The sequence below is a fragment of the Myxococcus faecalis genome (genome assembly GCF_050039385.1).
In the GTDB taxonomy this organism is placed as follows: domain Bacteria; phylum Myxococcota; class Myxococcia; order Myxococcales; family Myxococcaceae; genus Myxococcus; species Myxococcus fulvus.
Window position 1 is genome coordinate 6217995 of sequence record NZ_CP144336.1, and the last position, 15822, is coordinate 6233816.

General features: G+C 71.4%; 16 protein-coding genes. 10 read left to right on the forward strand and 6 right to left on the reverse strand.

Going from position 1 to position 15822, the window contains the following annotated elements; translation table 11 throughout:
- Positions 1–81: 81 nt before the first annotated feature.
- On the forward strand, positions 82–1410 hold the full coding sequence (locus VZQ01_RS24995; protein ID WP_141326514.1) for a response regulator: 1329 nt from the start codon (positions 82–84) through the stop codon (positions 1408–1410).
- A gap of 73 nt (positions 1411–1483) precedes the next feature.
- Here the strand turns inward: VZQ01_RS24995 and VZQ01_RS25000 are convergent, their stop codons facing one another.
- Entirely contained in the window at positions 1484–2131 is a 648-nt protein-coding gene (locus VZQ01_RS25000; RefSeq protein ID WP_267699283.1) for a hypothetical protein, read from the reverse strand.
- A 57-nt stretch (positions 2132–2188) separates the two neighbouring features.
- Here VZQ01_RS25000 and VZQ01_RS25005 point away from each other — a divergent pair, with 57 nt between their 5' ends.
- From VZQ01_RS25005 to VZQ01_RS25020, 4 genes are all read left to right on the forward strand, one after another.
- On the forward strand, positions 2189–2689 hold the full coding sequence (locus VZQ01_RS25005) for a hypothetical protein (protein WP_141326511.1): 501 nt from the start codon (positions 2189–2191) through the stop codon (positions 2687–2689).
- Between the two features lie 57 nt (positions 2690–2746).
- Positions 2747–3703, forward strand: a complete 957-nt coding sequence (gene bcp / locus VZQ01_RS25010; RefSeq protein WP_223782715.1) for a thioredoxin-dependent thiol peroxidase — start codon at positions 2747–2749, stop codon at positions 3701–3703.
- A 283-nt stretch (positions 3704–3986) separates the two neighbouring features.
- Positions 3987–4472 (forward strand): hypothetical protein, encoded by a 486-nt coding sequence (locus VZQ01_RS25015; protein ID WP_141326506.1) that lies wholly within the window; start codon positions 3987–3989, stop codon positions 4470–4472.
- Positions 4473–4570: 98 nt separating this feature from the next.
- A complete protein-coding gene (locus tag VZQ01_RS25020; RefSeq protein WP_223782714.1) occupies positions 4571–4951 on the forward strand; it encodes a hypothetical protein in 381 nt (126 codons plus the stop codon).
- Between the two features lie 285 nt (positions 4952–5236).
- Here VZQ01_RS25020 and nagZ read toward each other — a convergent pair whose 3' ends face one another.
- On the reverse strand, positions 5237–6301 hold the full coding sequence (nagZ, locus tag VZQ01_RS25025) for a beta-N-acetylhexosaminidase (RefSeq protein WP_426748988.1): 1065 nt from the start codon (positions 6299–6301) through the stop codon (positions 5237–5239).
- Between the two features lie 231 nt (positions 6302–6532).
- On the opposite strand from nagZ, the gene VZQ01_RS25030 reads away from it, so the two are divergent.
- The gene (locus VZQ01_RS25030; protein WP_426744874.1) at positions 6533–6925 is read left to right on the forward strand and encodes a DUF488 domain-containing protein; all 393 of its coding nucleotides are present in this window, start codon (positions 6533–6535) and stop codon (positions 6923–6925) included.
- Positions 6926–7016: 91 nt separating this feature from the next.
- Entirely contained in the window at positions 7017–8399 is a 1383-nt protein-coding gene (gene dbpA / locus VZQ01_RS25035; protein ID WP_223782710.1) for an ATP-dependent RNA helicase DbpA, read from the forward strand.
- Between the two features lie 6 nt (positions 8400–8405).
- Here the strand turns inward: dbpA and VZQ01_RS25040 are convergent, their stop codons facing one another.
- The 4 genes from VZQ01_RS25040 to VZQ01_RS25055 are packed head-to-tail and all read right to left on the reverse strand — an operon-like array spanning position 8406 to position 13326.
- Positions 8406–9302, reverse strand: a complete 897-nt coding sequence (locus VZQ01_RS25040) for a hypothetical protein (RefSeq protein ID WP_426744875.1) — start codon at positions 9300–9302, stop codon at positions 8406–8408.
- 11 nt (positions 9303–9313) lie between these two features.
- Positions 9314–11416 carry a BatA domain-containing protein gene (locus VZQ01_RS25045; RefSeq protein ID WP_408889010.1) on the reverse strand — a complete coding sequence of 701 codons (2103 nt, stop codon included), beginning with the start codon at positions 11414–11416 and terminating at the stop codon, positions 9314–9316.
- Positions 11413–12291, reverse strand: coding sequence for a DUF58 domain-containing protein (locus tag VZQ01_RS25050; RefSeq protein ID WP_408889011.1), 879 nt, complete (start codon positions 12289–12291; stop codon positions 11413–11415). The genes VZQ01_RS25045 and VZQ01_RS25050 overlap by 4 nt, the downstream gene beginning before the upstream one ends.
- Positions 12292–12297: 6 nt before the next feature.
- The gene (locus VZQ01_RS25055) at positions 12298–13326 is read right to left on the reverse strand and encodes an AAA family ATPase (protein WP_223750775.1); all 1029 of its coding nucleotides are present in this window, start codon (positions 13324–13326) and stop codon (positions 12298–12300) included.
- A 268-nt stretch (positions 13327–13594) separates the two neighbouring features.
- Here VZQ01_RS25055 and VZQ01_RS25060 point away from each other — a divergent pair, with 268 nt between their 5' ends.
- The 3 genes from VZQ01_RS25060 (at position 13595) to VZQ01_RS25070 (ending at position 15765) form a co-directional block, all read left to right on the forward strand.
- Positions 13595–14968 carry a hypothetical protein gene (locus VZQ01_RS25060; protein ID WP_426744876.1) on the forward strand — a complete coding sequence of 458 codons (1374 nt, stop codon included), beginning with the start codon at positions 13595–13597 and terminating at the stop codon, positions 14966–14968.
- An 84-nt stretch (positions 14969–15052) separates the two neighbouring features.
- Positions 15053–15370: an ArsR/SmtB family transcription factor gene (locus tag VZQ01_RS25065; RefSeq protein ID WP_223750777.1), complete on the forward strand. Its 318-nt coding sequence runs from the start codon at positions 15053–15055 to the stop codon at positions 15368–15370.
- Positions 15367–15765, forward strand: a complete 399-nt coding sequence (locus tag VZQ01_RS25070) for an SRPBCC family protein (RefSeq protein ID WP_426744877.1) — start codon at positions 15367–15369, stop codon at positions 15763–15765. Before VZQ01_RS25065 ends, VZQ01_RS25070 begins: the two co-directional genes overlap by 4 nt.
- Positions 15766–15822 lie beyond the last annotated feature (57 nt).

Here is a 15822-nt window from a genome sequence, read left to right on the forward strand (position 1 = left end):
AGATGCATCCACCGTGGAAAGGGGAGGCCGGGGGTAGATTGTCCCACCCCCTGGCTGGCATCTGGTAGCGTACGGCCCGCGATGGCCGCCCCCAGAATCCTCGTCGTCGATGACAACCCGGAGCTTCTCTCCCTCCTCACGCAGCTCTTCGAGGACGCGGGCTACGAGGTCGTCGGCGCCAGCCGCGGCAAGCAGGCCATCGAGGTGGCCAAGGCGAATCCCCCCGGCGCGGCCGTCTTGGACATCCTGCTGCCGGACATGATGGGCTATCCGCTGGCGGACGCGCTGCGCAAGGACAACCCGCAGCTGCCGCTGCTCTTCATCACCGGCGTCTTCAAGGGCGGCAAGCACGCGCTGGAGGCGCGCCAGAAGTACCAGGCGGCCGGCTACTTCGAGAAACCCTTCGAGGCGCAGAAGCTCCTGGAGGCCGTCACCAAGGTCCTCGCCCCCGAGAAGAAGGCCCCGCCCCCAGGCTCGCTCCAGGACGCCTTCGAGGTGGAGCTGGACATCGACGTGGAGGAGGAGGGCCCCCAGGACGTCATGGAGCTGACGGGCCGCATCAAGGTGACGGGCGGCGGCAACATCACCGCGGAGATTCGCGGCGCCAACCTCACCGCCAGCCCCATGCAGAAGGTGCCGGCCACCCAGGTGCGGCCGCCCACGCCGGGCCGTCCGCCGGACCAGCCGCCCCCGGGCTCGGGCGCGCCGGGCAGCCGCCGGGGCGAGCTGAAGGACAACCTGCCCTCGCTGCTCACCGCCTACTACCTGTCCCGGGAGACGGGCGAGCTGGGCATCCAGAAGGGCAAGGTGAAGAAGGTCGTCTACTTCGAGAAGGGCATGCCCGTGTTCGCCCTCTCCAACCTGCTCGCGGACCGCTTCGGCCAGTTCCTGGTCCGCGTGGGGAAGATCAAGCCCGAGCAGCTCCAGGACGCCTCCGCCGTGGCGGGACAGACCAACCGCCGCACAGGCGACGTGCTGGTGGAGCGCGGGCTGCTCAAGGACACCGAGCGGCTGTACTACGTGGGCCAGCAGGTGAAGGCGGTCATCTACTCGCTCTTCGCCTGGGATGAAGCCACGTACGTGATGAGCTTCCGGGAGAAGGCCAGCGCGGAGTCCATCAAGCTGGACGTGCACCCCGGCAACCTCATCGTCCGCGGCATCAAGAAGCTCTACAAGCCGGAGCGCCTGCGCAGGCTCCTGCAGCCCGAGGACCGGCTCATCCCGGCGGTGGCCCCCGCGTACCAGTTCAACGAGGTGGAGCTGGAGCGGTGGGAGGCGGAGCTGCTGCCCAAGATTGACGGCATCCGCACGGTGGCGGAGCTGCTCGCGTTCGCCAACCGCCCCGAGCACGTCGTCTACGGGTTCCTGGTGGCGATGATGTCGCTGGGCATCCTGGAGAAGCGCTCGTAGGCCTCGTGGGCCCGGGCGTCGTCCTCGACGAGAGGGGACGCCCGTGGAGCCCCGAGGGAGTTTCGGGAGGTGCTCAGCCGCCCGTCAGGCGGGAGCCGATCCAGAACAGGCCGAGCGCGCCGGAGGCCAGCGCCACCGCGCGCTGGACCCAGGCGGTGATGCGCGCGTTGAGGCGGGTGAGGCCCTCGGCGAAGAGCAGTCCCACCGCGCCCATGCCGATGAGGATGCCCAGGGCGAAGCCGGGCAGGTAGGTCCACGCGGCCAGGCTCATGCTGCCGCCGACGAGCAGCGGGGGCAGGGCGAGCAGCAGCGAGCGCACGCCGCTGACGGCCATCAGCGCGCCGGCGGCGGTGCTGACGGTGTGCACGTGCTGGTGGGGCTCCTTCGCGTGGCCGGGCAGGTGGGGGTGGCCGTGGTCCAGGCTGCTGGGGAAGAGCAGGGCGGCGACGGCGAGCGCCACCAGCACGGCGCCGCCGAAGATTTCGGCCCAGCGCTCGAAGGTCTCCGACAGGCCCACGCCGGCCAGCAGGCACACCGCGGCGATGCCGCCCAGCATGGCCGCGTGCCCCAGCGCGAAGCGGAAGGCGGTGATGATGGCCGCCTTGCGCCGGCCGCCGTTCAGGGTTCCGAGCGTCGCCACGGCGGCGCAATGGTCCGGCCCCACGGCATGGAGCAGGCCCTGGAACAGACCGAGCAGGAAGGCGAGGAGGATGGGCGGCACGGCCCGTCACCCTAGCCGCGCTTCCCTCCAGAGGCCAGCAGGAGGTACCTACGCAGCATGTGGACTGCCTTCCAGCGGCCTGCCGCCGCGCTCCCAATCCTGCTGTGCCTGGTGTTCTCCACCGGGTGTGACTCCGGCCCCGAGAAGCTGCGCGAGGCCGACGTGAAGTACCAGGCCCTGGTGGACCAGGGCGTGCGTCCCACGGACCCGGCCTGGGACGAGGTCGTCGCGGCGCTGGAGGCGGTGCCCAAGGACTCGCGCTCCCGTCCGGAAGCCGACAAGCGGCTGGCGGCCATCCGGGGCCTGCGGGGCAAGCTGCCCCCGCGTCCGCTGGCGACCCCGGGCGCGACGGGCCCCGGCACCGACGACTCCGACGCCAAGCGCGCCGCGTGCGAGGCGCTGGCGAAGAAGCTGGGCGTGGCGGACGACGCCGCGCGCGAGCCGCTGCAGGCGGCGTTGACGCAGTGTCAGAAGGAGCTGGTGCGCATCGAGTCGCACAGCCACCCGCCGGGGGAGCATGGCCACGAGCACGGCCATGAGGCGCCCGCGACGAAGTAGCGCGCGTGGGGGAGATTGAGAACGTGCCCTGTTTGTGGCTATGGAACGCGCATGCCCATGCCCCAAGCAGGTGACGCGGCTCCCGACTTCCAACTGCAGGACCAGGACGGCAACACCGTGACGCTCTCGCGGTTCGCGGGGAAGAACGTCGTCCTCTATTTCTATCCGAAGGATGACACTCCCGGGTGCACCGTGGAGGCGTGCAGCTTCCGCGACGAGCACTCGACGCTGGAGGCCGCGGGCGCCGTGGTGCTCGGCGTGTCCGCGGACAGCACCGCGAGCCACCGGAAGTTCGCGACCAAGTTCAGCCTGCCCTTCCCGCTGCTGGCGGACACCGAGCACCAGATGTCGGAGGCGTACGGCGTCTGGGGCGAGAAGTCGCTGTACGGGCGCAAGTTCCTGGGCATCACCCGCGCGACGTTCCTCATCGGGCCGGATGGCAAGGTGAAGCAGGTGTGGCCGAAGGTGAAGGTGACCGGGCACGTGGTGGAGGTGCTCGCCGCGCTGGGCGCGAAGCCCACGAGCCTTCCCACGGGGGAGTTACCGGCGCCGGGCTCGAGCCCGAGCGTGGAGGAGTCGAGCGCGGGTGACGAGGACGCGCGCGAGGCTCCGGTCGCGAGCGCTCCGGCGCCCGCTCCGGCGAGAGTGCCGGTGACGCGGTTCGATGCGCCGAAGCGCAAGGCGCCGCGTGACACGGGGACGGGTGCCACGGCCCAGGTGGAGGCTCCCGAGGCTCGCCCGGCGAAGGCCGCGCCCGTGACGAAGGCCGCGCCCGCGAAGAAGGCGGCTCCGGCGAAGAAGTCGGCCGCGCCCGTGAAGAAGAGTGCCGCGAAGAAGGCGGCTCCGGCGAAGAAGACCGCGCCCGTGAAGAAGGGGGCTCCGGCGAAGAAGTCGGCCGCGAAGAAGGCCGTGCCCGCCAAGAAGGGTGCCGCGAAGAAGTCGGCTCCGGTGAAGAAGGGGGCTGCGAAGAAGAGCGCTCCCGCGAAGAAGGCAGCTCGCGCGAAGAAGAAGTGAAGTCGCTTCGCTGAGTGGCGGGCTCGTCGATCCACGCAAATCTTGCGTGTTCCGGGCCCGCCCTCGCAAACCCTTCGCATCCGCCCGAATACACCTTCTGTCTGGAAGAAGCGTGGATGGTCACGCGGACCTCCTCGCCTGACGAAGTCATGAAGAGGACTGTTCGCACGCGCTCGCGAGGGTTTAATTGAGCAGGCGGCCGAGGGCCGCCATGTACCTGTTTCGTGGGTGGACGCCGTCGAGTGTCCACCTTCGATGAACGGGAACCTCAAAGGGAGTGGACATGCGCGAGCTGAATCTTCGACGGTGGACCCAGGTGGCGGCGCTGACGATGGGCGCGCTGTGGACCGTGGGTTGTGGTGCGCTTCCCGAGACGGGAGGCAAGCAGCCGGGCGAGCCGCGAGGCGGCGCGTTCGCCCAGCGTGGCATCCAGCCGAGCGCCCTGCTGGACATGGAGGGCAACGTGCACCCCGAGAAGTCTCCGCCGTGGTTGATGACCGCGGACCGGGGCCACAACGGCACCATCAAGGAGATTGGCTCCAGCATCGACCCGCGCACGCCCAAGCTCGACGGTCAGCAGAACAAGTCCCTCTGGGATGACTCGGGCAAGATGATGCAGGACCGCTACGGCAGCGCCACCTACTCCCCCACGGCGCAGGGCCTGGGCGGCGAGGACGGCGCCATGACGGGGACCGTCACGGACCACCACCGCTCCTGGGGCTACCGCCCGCTCGGCTGGCAGGACCGCAACGCCCACTCGCGCCGCTAGGCGCCCGGCGTGCCCTCGCCCATCCCCCCGCCGCCGTGGACGGGGGGATGCGTATCCATCCTTCTGGAGCCTCGGATGGCTCGCCGGAGGGATTGCACATGAACCACCGAACCGCGCGCCGTTGGCTCCTGCCTGGGGCCCTGGTCGTCATCACCTCGCTGGGCACCGCCTGCGGGGATTGGGGTGGCTCCTGGTACCAGGGCAACTCCAACGAGGCCCAGCCCTTGAGCAGCTTCGGTCCCGGTACGGGGGGCTCGGGCCCGAACATCGCCCCGGTGCAGGACCGCGTGGGCGAGAATCTTCCGCCCACCGCCGTGAACAACGTGCCGCCTCGCGTGCAGCCCGGAATCGCCCAAGGCGACCCGGACGCCATCCGCCGTGAGGAGGAGAAGGAGGCCCGGCAGGACCGCGAGGAGGCGAAGGACTCCGCTCCGGCGCGAGCGCCCGCCCAGACTCCACCTCCCGACAACACACACTGAGCCGCTGCCTCCAGGCCCGGGCGCCCCCTGGGTCCGGGAGCCGGGTCCACCCCCGGTCGCCGCCCTGCGCGAGCAGGGTCGCATCACTCCGCCCGTGAGCATTCATCCGAAGGACAGCGCCCCTCGGGCGTGGCCTCGCAAGAAGGCTTCGTCCGCGAGCGCCCTGGGCGAAATGGCCGCACGAGATGGACGTGGCCTCACGGGGCTTCCCCGTGCGCCCTCGTCGGCACGTGCGTGGCGCGACGGCCCGCGGGGGCGAGCCGAGCGGGCTCCACCCGCGAGCCCTCAGCGCGACGCGAGCATGACCTCGGTCGGGTCCTTGCCCGCGAAGGCGCTGTCGAGCCCCTGGGCCAGCGCCAGATGCTCGGCCCCGCCGAGCGTGGCGAGCCGGTCCTCCGCCGGGTGCGCGAAGCGCGCGGAGAGCACATCCAGCCGGCGATGCGCCTCGATGATGCGCTCGCGCGGAATCCGTCCGGACTCCACCGCCTTCACCACCGCCTCGATGGCGCGCCGCTGCACGTCCACCTGATGGCACACGAGGAACAGGTCCACCCCCGCGAGCGTGCCGCGCACGGCGGCCTCCTCCACGGAGTAGTGCGCCGCGATGGCCTTCATCTCCAAATCGTCGCTGACGAGCACCCCGTCGAACCCCAGCTCCTGGCGCAGCACGCCCGTCAGCACGCGCTCGCTCATCGTCGCGGGCATCTCCTTGTCCAGCGCGTCGAACATGACATGCGCCGTCATCAGCGACGCCAGCCGCGCCTGCGCGAAGGCCCGGAAGGGCACCAGCTCCACGCGCCGCAGCCGCTCCAGGTCATGCGGCAGCCGAGGCAGCGTCAGGTGGCTGTCCGTCATCGTGTCGCCGTGCCCAGGGAAGTGCTTTCCGCAGGACGCGACCCCTCCGGCCTCGAGCCCGCGAGCGAGCGCCACGCCCAGCCGCCCCACCTCCTCCGCGTCCCGGCTGAAGCTCCGGTCGCCGATGACGGGATTGGCCGGATTGGTGTCCACGTCCAGCACCGGCGCGAAGTCCCAGTCGAAGCCCACCGCGCGCAGTTCGTGTGCGAGCAGCCGTCCCACGCGCTCCACGACGCCCGCGTCCCCGCGCTGTCCCAGCTCCCGCATCGGGGGCAGGGTGGTGAACGGCGCGCCGCGCAGCCGGGCCACGCGTCCACCCTCCTGGTCCACCGAGAGGATGAACGGCCGGCCCGCGCGCACCTTGAGCGCGTGGCACAGCGCCGCCGTCTCCTGGGCCGTGCCCACGTTGCGCTTGAACAGGATGGCGCCGTAGATGCCGTCATCCATCAGCGACGCCAGGTCGGCGTCGACGCGGGTTCCAGGAAAGCCCACCATGAACAGGCGGGCACAGTCGCGATACAGGGCGGAGGCGGTCACCCGCGCAGTGTCGCACTCCCTGGGCCAGGGCTGGAGACCGGAATGCGCCGCGCCGCCCCGGGCGTCGTCTGCTCGTCAACTCCCGGGGCGTCCGGGCCCATCGGGATGCCGGTCCGCGCGCGGGCGCTCCACCTTGCTCAGGGGACCCGTGAGACGAGGGCGCCCATCGACCCAGGGGGCAGGCAGGCCATGATTCAGCTCGCGCGCGTGTATCACCATCTGGAGCCCGGGGACTCGGACGGCGCTCGCTTCCTCGTGGAGCGGCTGTGGCCCCGGGGCATCCAGAAGACCCGGCTCGAGCTCGACGGCTGGCTCAAGGACGTGGCGCCGAGCACGGAGCTGCGCAAGTGGTATGGCCATGACCCGGCGCGCTGGAAGGAGTTCCAGCGCCGCTATGCCCGGGAGCTCTCCTCGCACGACGAGGCGCTCGCGCCCCTCCTCGAGGCGGCCCGCCAAGGCGACGTGACGCTGCTGTACAGCGCGCGCGACGAGGACCACAACAGCGCCGTCGTCCTGAAGGACTACCTGGAGAAGCAGCGGCGGCGTCCGGCCAGGCGGCGCCGTCGCCCCACGGTGCACTGACTCGGGGGGCTTGTTCCACCCCGGGCGACTGCTACAAGGGCGCGCTGATGCTCCGAGGCACCTTCCGCGCCTCCGTTCAATCGAGGCCCTGATGGATTTCGCCACGCTCGCGCTGTCTCCCCCGCTGCTCCAGGTCCTGGGGGAGCTCGGCTTCCAGTCCGCCACGCCCATCCAGGCGCAGAGCATCCCCGTGCTGCTCCAGGGCAAGGACCTGGTCGGCCAGGCCCGCACGGGCAGCGGCAAGACCGCCGCCTTCGCGCTGCCCCTCTTGCGTCAGGTGCGGCTCCAGGACCGTCGGGTCCAGTCGCTGGTGCTGTGCCCCACGCGCGAGCTGTGCGCGCAGGTGGCGGGCGAAATCCGCAAGCTGGGCCGCAGGCTCCCGGGGCTCCAGGTGCTGGTGCTCGCGGGTGGCCAGCCCATCCGCCCGCAGCTGGAGGCGCTGGAGAAGGGCGCTCACATCGCGGTGGGCACCCCTGGCCGAATCATCGACGTGCTGGACCGCGACGCGCTGGACACCCGTGGGGTGGCCACGGTGGTGCTGGACGAGGCGGACCGGATGCTCGACATGGGCTTCCGCGAGGACATGGAGCGCATCCTCGGCGCCATGCCGTCGCGCCGGCAGACGGTGCTCTTCTCCGCGACCTTCCCGCCGGACATCGCGGCCCTGAGCCGCGCGTTCCAGAAGGAGCCGGTGCGCGTGACGGTGGAGGACACCGAGGCCGCGCCGCCCATCCGCCAGCTTCGCTACAACTCCGCGCCGGAGGACAAGCCGGCGATGCTGCTCAAGGTCCTCCACCGCCACATGCCGGCGTCCGCCATCGTCTTCTGCAACCACAAGGCGACGGTGGTGGAGCTGACGAAGTCGCTCTCCGACGCGGGCGTCAGCGTGGACGGGCTGCAGGGCGACCTGGAGCAGTTCGAGAGAGACCGCGTCATGGCGAAGTTCCGCAACCTCAGCACGCGCGTGCTGGTGGCCACGGACGTGGCGGGGCGAGGCATCGACGTGGAGGCGCTCGACGCCGTCGTCAACTTCGACATGCCCTTCCAGCCCGAGCCGTACGTGCACCGCATCGGCCGCACCGGACGCGCGGGCCGCACGGGCCTCGCCATCGCGCTGGTGACGCCGCGCGACGAGCGCAAGGTGGAGGAGATCGAACAGGCCCTCGGCGTGAAGCTGGAGACGGGCGACCAGGCCGCGCTGGAGGAGACGTTCATGAAGCCCGGCGCGCTCGGCTCCGAGTGGGAGACGCTCTACATCTCTGCCGGTCGCAAGGACAAGATGCGGCCGGGCGACATCCTCGGCGCGCTGACGGGCGAGGCGGGCGGGTTCGCCGCGACGGACGTGGGCAAGATCGAGATCCAGGACCACATCGCCTACGTCGCCGTCGCCCGGCGCGTGTCCCGCATCGCCTTCCAGCGCTTGAGCGAGGGCCGCATCAAGGGCCGCAAGCACAAGATTGAGCGCGTGAAGTAACGGCGCTCAAGCCGGAGGCGGCGGGAGCCTGCGCACCTCGAAGTCGAACTCGCGCAGCTGTCCCCGCAGGAAGTCCGCGATGTACGCCAGGTGCGCGGGGAAGGGCGCCGAGTCCAGGAGCGCGAGGGCCTCGTCCCGCTTCTCCAGCTCGCGAAAGGCCTCCACCCGCAGCAGCCGATTCTCGTCCGAGTCCGAGGTCACGAGGTGGGCCAGCACGTGCAGGTTGCTGAGCACCGCCCGCGTGCGCCTCCACGGGCTGCGCCAGGATGCGCCCTGGTGATGGGGCGCGTTGCTCATCCACCACAGGTGCTGGCGCGCCTCCCACTCCCACGCGGGGGGCCGCAGCAGGTTCTCCCGCAGGACGAACTGGAGCTCCGCCTCGGACGGGTGCTCCAACCTGGGCGCCTCCTTCCACTCGCGCGGGAGCAACGAGCGCGTCGACTGCGCTGTCGTGGACTCCAGCGAGACGCGCGCGCCCAGCTCCACGAAGCGACTGGTGAGTCGTCCCACCACCTCCTCGTTCCATGCGCCCAGCGACGCAGGGAGCTTGTCGAGCACCCGCCGGGCCTCCGTCGGTGACATCCCCAGCTCGCGGCTCAAGAGACTCATCACCTCTGCGCGGCGTCCGCCGGCGTGGGCGAGCGTGACGCGGGTGGCAGGCTCCTCGTGAGGCACGGTGCGCTCCGTGAGGTCGCCGAGTGGGAGCAACTCACTCGCCCGAAACAGCTCGCGGCACGAATCACAGCGGGAGAAGACCGGGACGCGCATCCACATCGGTGGGTCCTCCCACCAGCCATCCGTCCATATCGTCAGGCCCAGCGTGTTGAAGCTGGCGAGGGACCGGCGCAGGTGCGGCGCTCCACAGTGCGGACAGGCGACGACGACGTCGGGGCCGGGCATCATGGCCCCGAAGTCTATTTGCGCAGCAGCGTGCCCTCGAAGAAGAACGCCACGCACGCGGCCAGGATGAGCCACGTCCACAGCGGCACCGAAGGTCGGTCCTCGTCGCCGCTGGACGCCTTCACCGTCTCCTCGCCGAAGTACGCGGTGAGCGTCTCCTGCGGCACGCGCGTCAAGTCGCTCTCGGCCGGGTCCAGCGTCGCCGCGAAGGACAGCGCGGGCACCATCTTCCCCTCCGCGCCCAGCACCGAGTACGCCCCCGGCTCCAGCACCGGCCCCGCCACGACGGAGCCCTCCGTCTGCTCCTTCAGCGGCAGCTCCGAGCCGTCCGGCGCCTTCACCGCCGTCACCTTCTGCGAGCCCTCCGGACGCAAGCTCGCCAGCTCACCCACGCGCACGCGCACCTCCTCGCGCTCCTCCAGCGAGCCGGTGAGGTACGCCGCGAAGCGCTGCATCAGCGGCAGGAAGCTGGTGCGGATGGCGAAGTCGCTCCAGTCGCGGTCCACCGTGCTGGTGAACAGCGCCACGCGGCCCTTGCCCTTGCGCATCACCGCGACGGCGGGCGCCCCGTCCTCGTACGTGGCCAGCACCTGGCTGGCGCCTGGGGACGTGGGGTTGTCCGCCTCCAGCAGCATGTAGCGGTAGAAGCGCGCGCCCACGAGGCCCTCCTCGGCGCGTCCGGTGAAGGGCGAGAAGAGCACGTGCTCCTGGTTCACCTGCGCCAGCCGCGCCGCCTTCGTCTCCGCCTCCGGGTCCGTGTCGCGCTCCGCGCTGGTGCGCAGCACGCGCAGCGGCCGGGGCAGCACCGCGCCCAGCTTCTGGTTGTAGTCCTCCGTGTTCACCCGGTCGCCCATGCTGACGAACAGGCCGCCGCCGTTCTCCACGAAGGTGGACAGCCGCGCCGCCTCCTCCGCGTTCGGCGCCGCCACGTTGAGCAGCAGCACCAGGTCGTACGTGGAGAAGTCCTCGCGCAGCCCCACCTCCGCGTCGCGCACGGCCACCTCCACCGGAGAGCCCGGCGCCGTCAGCGCCGCGTCCACGAAGAAGGCCTCGTCCCGGTAGCGCGTCGCGTGCGGCGCGCCGTTCACCACCAGCGCCTTGAGCGCGCGGGGCACCGGCAGCACGAACGCCCGTCGGTCATCCTCCGCCAGCGCGTCCGGCGCGAGCGTCACCTGGCCCACCACCGTGCCGCCCTGCGGGAAGCGCACCGTGAGCGCCTTCTGCGTGGTGCCACCGGCGGGCACGTCGACGAAGCCCTTGGCCAGCGTCGTCTCGCCCGTGCGCACCGCGGCCTCCAAATCCTTGACTGCCTCCGTCCCGAAGTTGCGCACCGTGAAGGTGAACTGGAACGCGCGCGGGCCGGCCTGCAGCGCGGGCTCCACCTTGAGGTCGACGATGGCGTGGTTGGCGAGCGTCTCCTTGCCCTCGGCCACGTCGCGCAGCACCACCTCCGGCTTCACCGGCGCGCCCGTGGGCCCCTTCACCGTGGGCGGCGGGGCCTCCAGCCGGAACGCCGTGGCCGCCATGTCGGAGACCACCACCAGCCGCTTGGCCGGCATCGGGTTCTCCTCCAACGAGCGCGCCGCCAGGTCCATGCAGCGCGACAGGTCCGCGCCGCCGTACGTCGGCTTCGCCTCGTCCACGAGCGCGCGCAGCCGACCCCGGTCGAACCCCGGAGGCGGCGGCGCCGCGGGCGAGCCCGTGCACACCACCACCGTGGCGGGCTCCTCGGGCAGCAGGTCCCTCAGCGCGTCGCGCGCCTCGTCCCGGCCCCGCTCGAAGAGCGACGTGCCGTCCGCCCAGCGCATGGACAGGGACGCGTCCAGGATGATGGCCGTCGCGGCGGGGCCCTTCACCACCTGCGCGGCCTGCGCGTCGCGCGTCAGCTCCGGCTTGGCGAGCGCGATGGGGATGGCCAGCAGGATGAGCGTGCGCAGCACGTACAGGAGCAGGCGCTTCAGCTTGAGGCGACTGGCGGTGCGCTTCTGGCTGCGCAGCACGAAGGCCAGCGGACCGAACGGATGGGGACGCGGCCTTCGCCGGTCGAACAGGTGCACCAGCAGGGGGATGAGGGCGCCCAGCGCGCCCAGCAGCATCCACGGATTGCCGAACGTCACCCGCGCCTCCCGCGCCGCGCCAGGTACCGCAGCAGCACGTCGTCCAGCTTCTCGTCCGTGCGCACCAGCTCGTAGTCCACGTCCGCCTCCGCGCACGACGTCTTCACGTTCGCCAGGAAGGCGTGGAACTCCTCCAGGTAGCTCTCCTTGATTTCACGCGGGTTCACCTCGATGCGGCCCTCGCCCTCCATGTCCATGAAGAGCGTGGGGTCATCGAAGGGGAACGTCAGCTCCGCCGGGTCCACGACGTGGAACAGCGACACGTCGTTCTTGCGCTGCCTGAGCGCCAGCACCCGCTTGAGCGCGTCCTGCTTCTCGTCGAGCAAATCCGACAGGACGATGACGGTGGAGCGCCGGGGCAGCACCTCCGCCAGGTGGTCCGCCGCGCTGCCCAGGTCCGTGGTGCCGCCGGCCGCCGTCGCATCCAGCGTGTCGAGCAGCACGTTCAGGTGGCCCGCGGACGCTCGCGGGGGCACGTCCTTCCACTTGCCACCCGTGAGCAGCGCCAGGCCCGCCGCGTCCTGCTGACGCACCAGCAGGTACGACAGCGCGCCCGCCAGCGTCGTCGCTACCTCCAGCTTGGACAAGGCGCCGCTCTGGTAGCCCATGGAGGCGGACGCATCCACCACCATCACCGCGCGCAGGTTCGTCTCGTGCTCGAAGCGCTTGACGTAGTACTTGTCGAACTTGCCGTACGCCTTCCAGTCCAGGTGGCGCAGCTCGTCGCCGGGCGCGTACTCCTTGTGCTCGGCGAACTCCACGCTCTGCCCCTGATGGGGGCTCTTGTGGAGGCCGGACAGCACCCCCTCCATCACCGCGCGGGCACGCAGCTTCACGCCCTTGAGGCGGGCCAGCGTCTGGGCATCGAGCAGCACGCGGCGCTAGCCCTTCACCACCGTGAGGAGCTGGTCCACGAGCTTCACGGACGTGATTCCCTCGCTCTCCGCGGTGAAGTTGGGCAGCACGCGGTGGCGCAGCACCGGCCGCGCCAGCGCGCGCACGTCCTCCACCGTCGCCACGAAGCGCCCGTGGAGAATCGCGCGCGCCTTGGCCGCGAGCACCAGGTACTGGCTGGCGCGAGGGCCCGCGCCCCACGACACGTTCTTCGCCACGAAGTCCGGCACGCCCGCTTCCTTGGGCCGGGTGTTGCGCACCAGCTCCACCGCGAAGCGCACCACGTGGTCCGGCACCGGCACGCGCCGCACCAGGTCCTGGAGCGCGACGATGCGCTCGGGCGACAGAATCTTCTCGAGCGTCGGCTGCTCGCCGCCGGTGGTGCTCTTGACGATTTGGATCTCCTCCTCGGCGGTGGGGTAGCCCACGTCCACCAGGAACATGAACCGGTCCAGCTGCGCCTCGGGCAGGGGGTAGGTGCCCTCCTGCTCGATGGGGTTCTGCGTGGCGAAGACGAGGAAGGGCGGGGCCAGCGGATACGTGCGGCCGCCGGCGGTGATGCGGTACTCCTGCATGGCCTGCAGCAGCGCGGCCTGCGTCTTGGGCGGCGTGCGGTTCACCTCGTCGGCCAGGATGATGTTGGCGAACAGGGGGCCCTGCACGAAGCGGAAGTTGCGCCGGCCGGTGGTGCGGTCCTCCTCCAGGATGTCCGTGCCGGTGATGTCCGAGGGCATCAGGTCCGGGGTGAACTGGATGCGGTTGAAGGACAGGTTCAGCACGTCCGCCAGGGTGGAGATGAGCAGCGTCTTGGCCAGGCCCGGCACGCCGACGAACAGGCAGTGGCCCCGGCTGAAGAGCGAGATGAGCAGGTGCTCCACCACCTCGCGCTGCCCGACGACGCGCTTCTCGATTTGAGCGACGATGGCGTTACGGGCCTGGGCAAGCTCCTCGACTGCGCGGAGGTCGTCGCTCGAGGCATCGGGCACGGGACGTGGGGCGGGGGCGGCGCTTTCCATGGAAGGAGTCTCTTAATTCGCGGGCGGCGCCCGGACCAACGGTTTCCTCCTTCCGAGCGGCCGAGTCGTGCGGTGGCAACCGTTGGAGTGGGGGCCTATTCCGCTGTCACACACTCGGGGACAAGCCCCCGAGCCCCCCAGTCGCCTGCACGCCCCCCGGGCGGGTGTCTCCCCCCGAGGGGCAGGGGGAATGCCACGTCCCGGACACGCTGCTTACCGTCTCCGGAGAGCCGGCTCGCGAAGGACGGCGGCGGCTCGGGGAGCACGCATGCGGTCAGAGCGAGCGGGGCGTTGGTTCCAGGGCTGGAGGTGGCTCGCGCCGCTGGCCCTCCTGTGGGGCGTGGGGCTGGCGTGTGGCTCGGAGCCGGGCAACCCGGAGCCCCCCGGGGAGGAGGCCGCGCCGGGCATGGACGATGGCGCCAACCCGGGCTCGGGCACGCCGCCGAAGTCGGGCACCCGGCCGCCCTCCGAGGGCGAGGGTGCGCAGGTGCCCTGGGAGGCCCGGGTGGGCGGGCCCCAGGACGACTCGGGGACCGGCGTCGCCGTGGGGCGCGACGGGGACGTGGTGCTGGTGGTGTCGCAGACGCCCCGGCAGGACGCGGACCGCGAGCCGGTGGCCGGGGAGCGGCTGGGGGTGGTGCTGGGACGGTACGCGGCGGATGGGACGCCGCGCTGGACGCGGGAGTTCCCCCGCGAGCGCCTGTCGGATTTGCGCGTGGCGGCGTCACCGGGGCCGGACGGCGCGGTGTTCCTCACGGGCAACGCGTTCCTGTACCCGGCGAACTTCGGGCTGGGCCCGGCGCAGGACGGCTTCCTGGTGCGCTTCTCCGAGGACGGCGAGCCGACGTGGCAGCAGCGCGTGGGGCAGAAGGCCCAGTCGGTGGTGGCGGACGCGGACGGCGGCGTGGTGGTGGCGGGCGAGGAGTGGGTGGGGGCGCTGAAGGACCCGGTGCTGACGCACTACGCGGCGGACGGCTCGGTGCGCTGGACGCGGCGCTTCACCGGGACGGGCGAGGAGACGGCGCTGCACGCGGTGGCGCTGGCGCCGTCGGGGCGCGTGGTGCTCGCCGGGCAGCTCGAGGACACGCTGGAGGTGGATGGCGAGTCCTTCGGCGCGAAGGGCCGTCGCGGCTTCGTGGTGCTGGAGTTCGATGAGGCGGGGAAGCTGGTGTGGGGGCGCGAGCTGCCAGGGGCCAAGGGCCGGGTGACGGCGGTGGCGGTGGGGCCGCAGGGCGGCGTCTCCGTGGCGGGCGACTTCGCGGGGCTGCTCGTGTGGGGCGGCACGTCGCTGGGCACGCAGGGGCCGTTCGTGCTCGCCGTGGGCGCGGAGGGCGAGGTGCGCTGGCTGAAGCAGCCCGAGTGCGGCGAGCAGGCCCAGGAGGGCGTGGCCGCGGCCGTGGACGAGACGGGCGCCGTCTCCGTGGCCTGTGGGGACGTGCTCACGCGCTATCCCATGGACGGCTCGGACCAGGCGCGGCGCGTGCTGCGGGCGCGCGAGTGTCCGAGCGGCCAGTGCAGGCTCGCGGTGACGGGGCTCGCGGCGATGCCGGGACAGGGGCTGGTCGCCTCGGGCTGGCTGCGCGAGGGTGAAGGGGAGACGTGGAACCAGGAGGCGCTCCTGTGGCGAATCGCGCCCTGGTGACCTGAGCCGACGCACGTCGGGCCTTCGAGGCGATGCGTCGGAAGAAGTTGACGCGTCGGAAGTTTCCGACGTATTTCTTCACGCATGCAGAAGGTCGACGTCTTCTCCGCGCTCGCCAATCCGGTGAGGCGCGAGATTCTGGTGCAGCTGCGCAAGGGGCCTCGCAAGGTGGGAGACCTGGCGAGTCACTTCGACGTGGGGCGGCCGGCGGTCTCGGAGCACCTTCAGGTCTTGCGCAAGGCGAGCCTCGTGCGTGAGGAGCCTCGGGGGCGCGAGCGCTACTACCACCTGGACCCGCGTCCGCTGTCCGAGGTCGGCGGCTGGCTGGAGACGTTCGAGCGCTACTGGAAGCAGCGGCTCGGCGACCTGGAACAGCTTCTCGACGAGGAGGACGCTTCATGAAGGAAGCCGGAGTGATTCGGGTCAGCCAGGTCTATTCGCAGCCACCGGCGAAGGTGTGGCGCGCGCTCACCGAGCCCGTGCTCGTGGCGCGCTGGTGGGCCCCGGGAGACATCCGCGCCGAGGTGGGCCACCGCTTCGAGATGGACATGGGACAGTGGGGCAAGCAGCGCTGCGAGGTGCTCGCCGTGGAGCCCGAGCGGCTGTTCCGCATCCAGTTCGCGCTGAACACCACCATTACATGGACGCTGGTGTCGGAGGGGACGGGGACGCGGCTGGAGCTGACGCACGAGGGCTTCGACCTGGACTCGCCGATGGGACGGCGCGCCTTCGAGGGGATGAAGCCCGGCTGGCCGGGTGTGCTCGCGCGCATCGCCCCGGTGGCCGAGGAGCTCTGACGCGCATGCGCCCCGCCCGGCGTGTGTCGCCGGACGGGGCGCGGTGTTGTGTCGGGG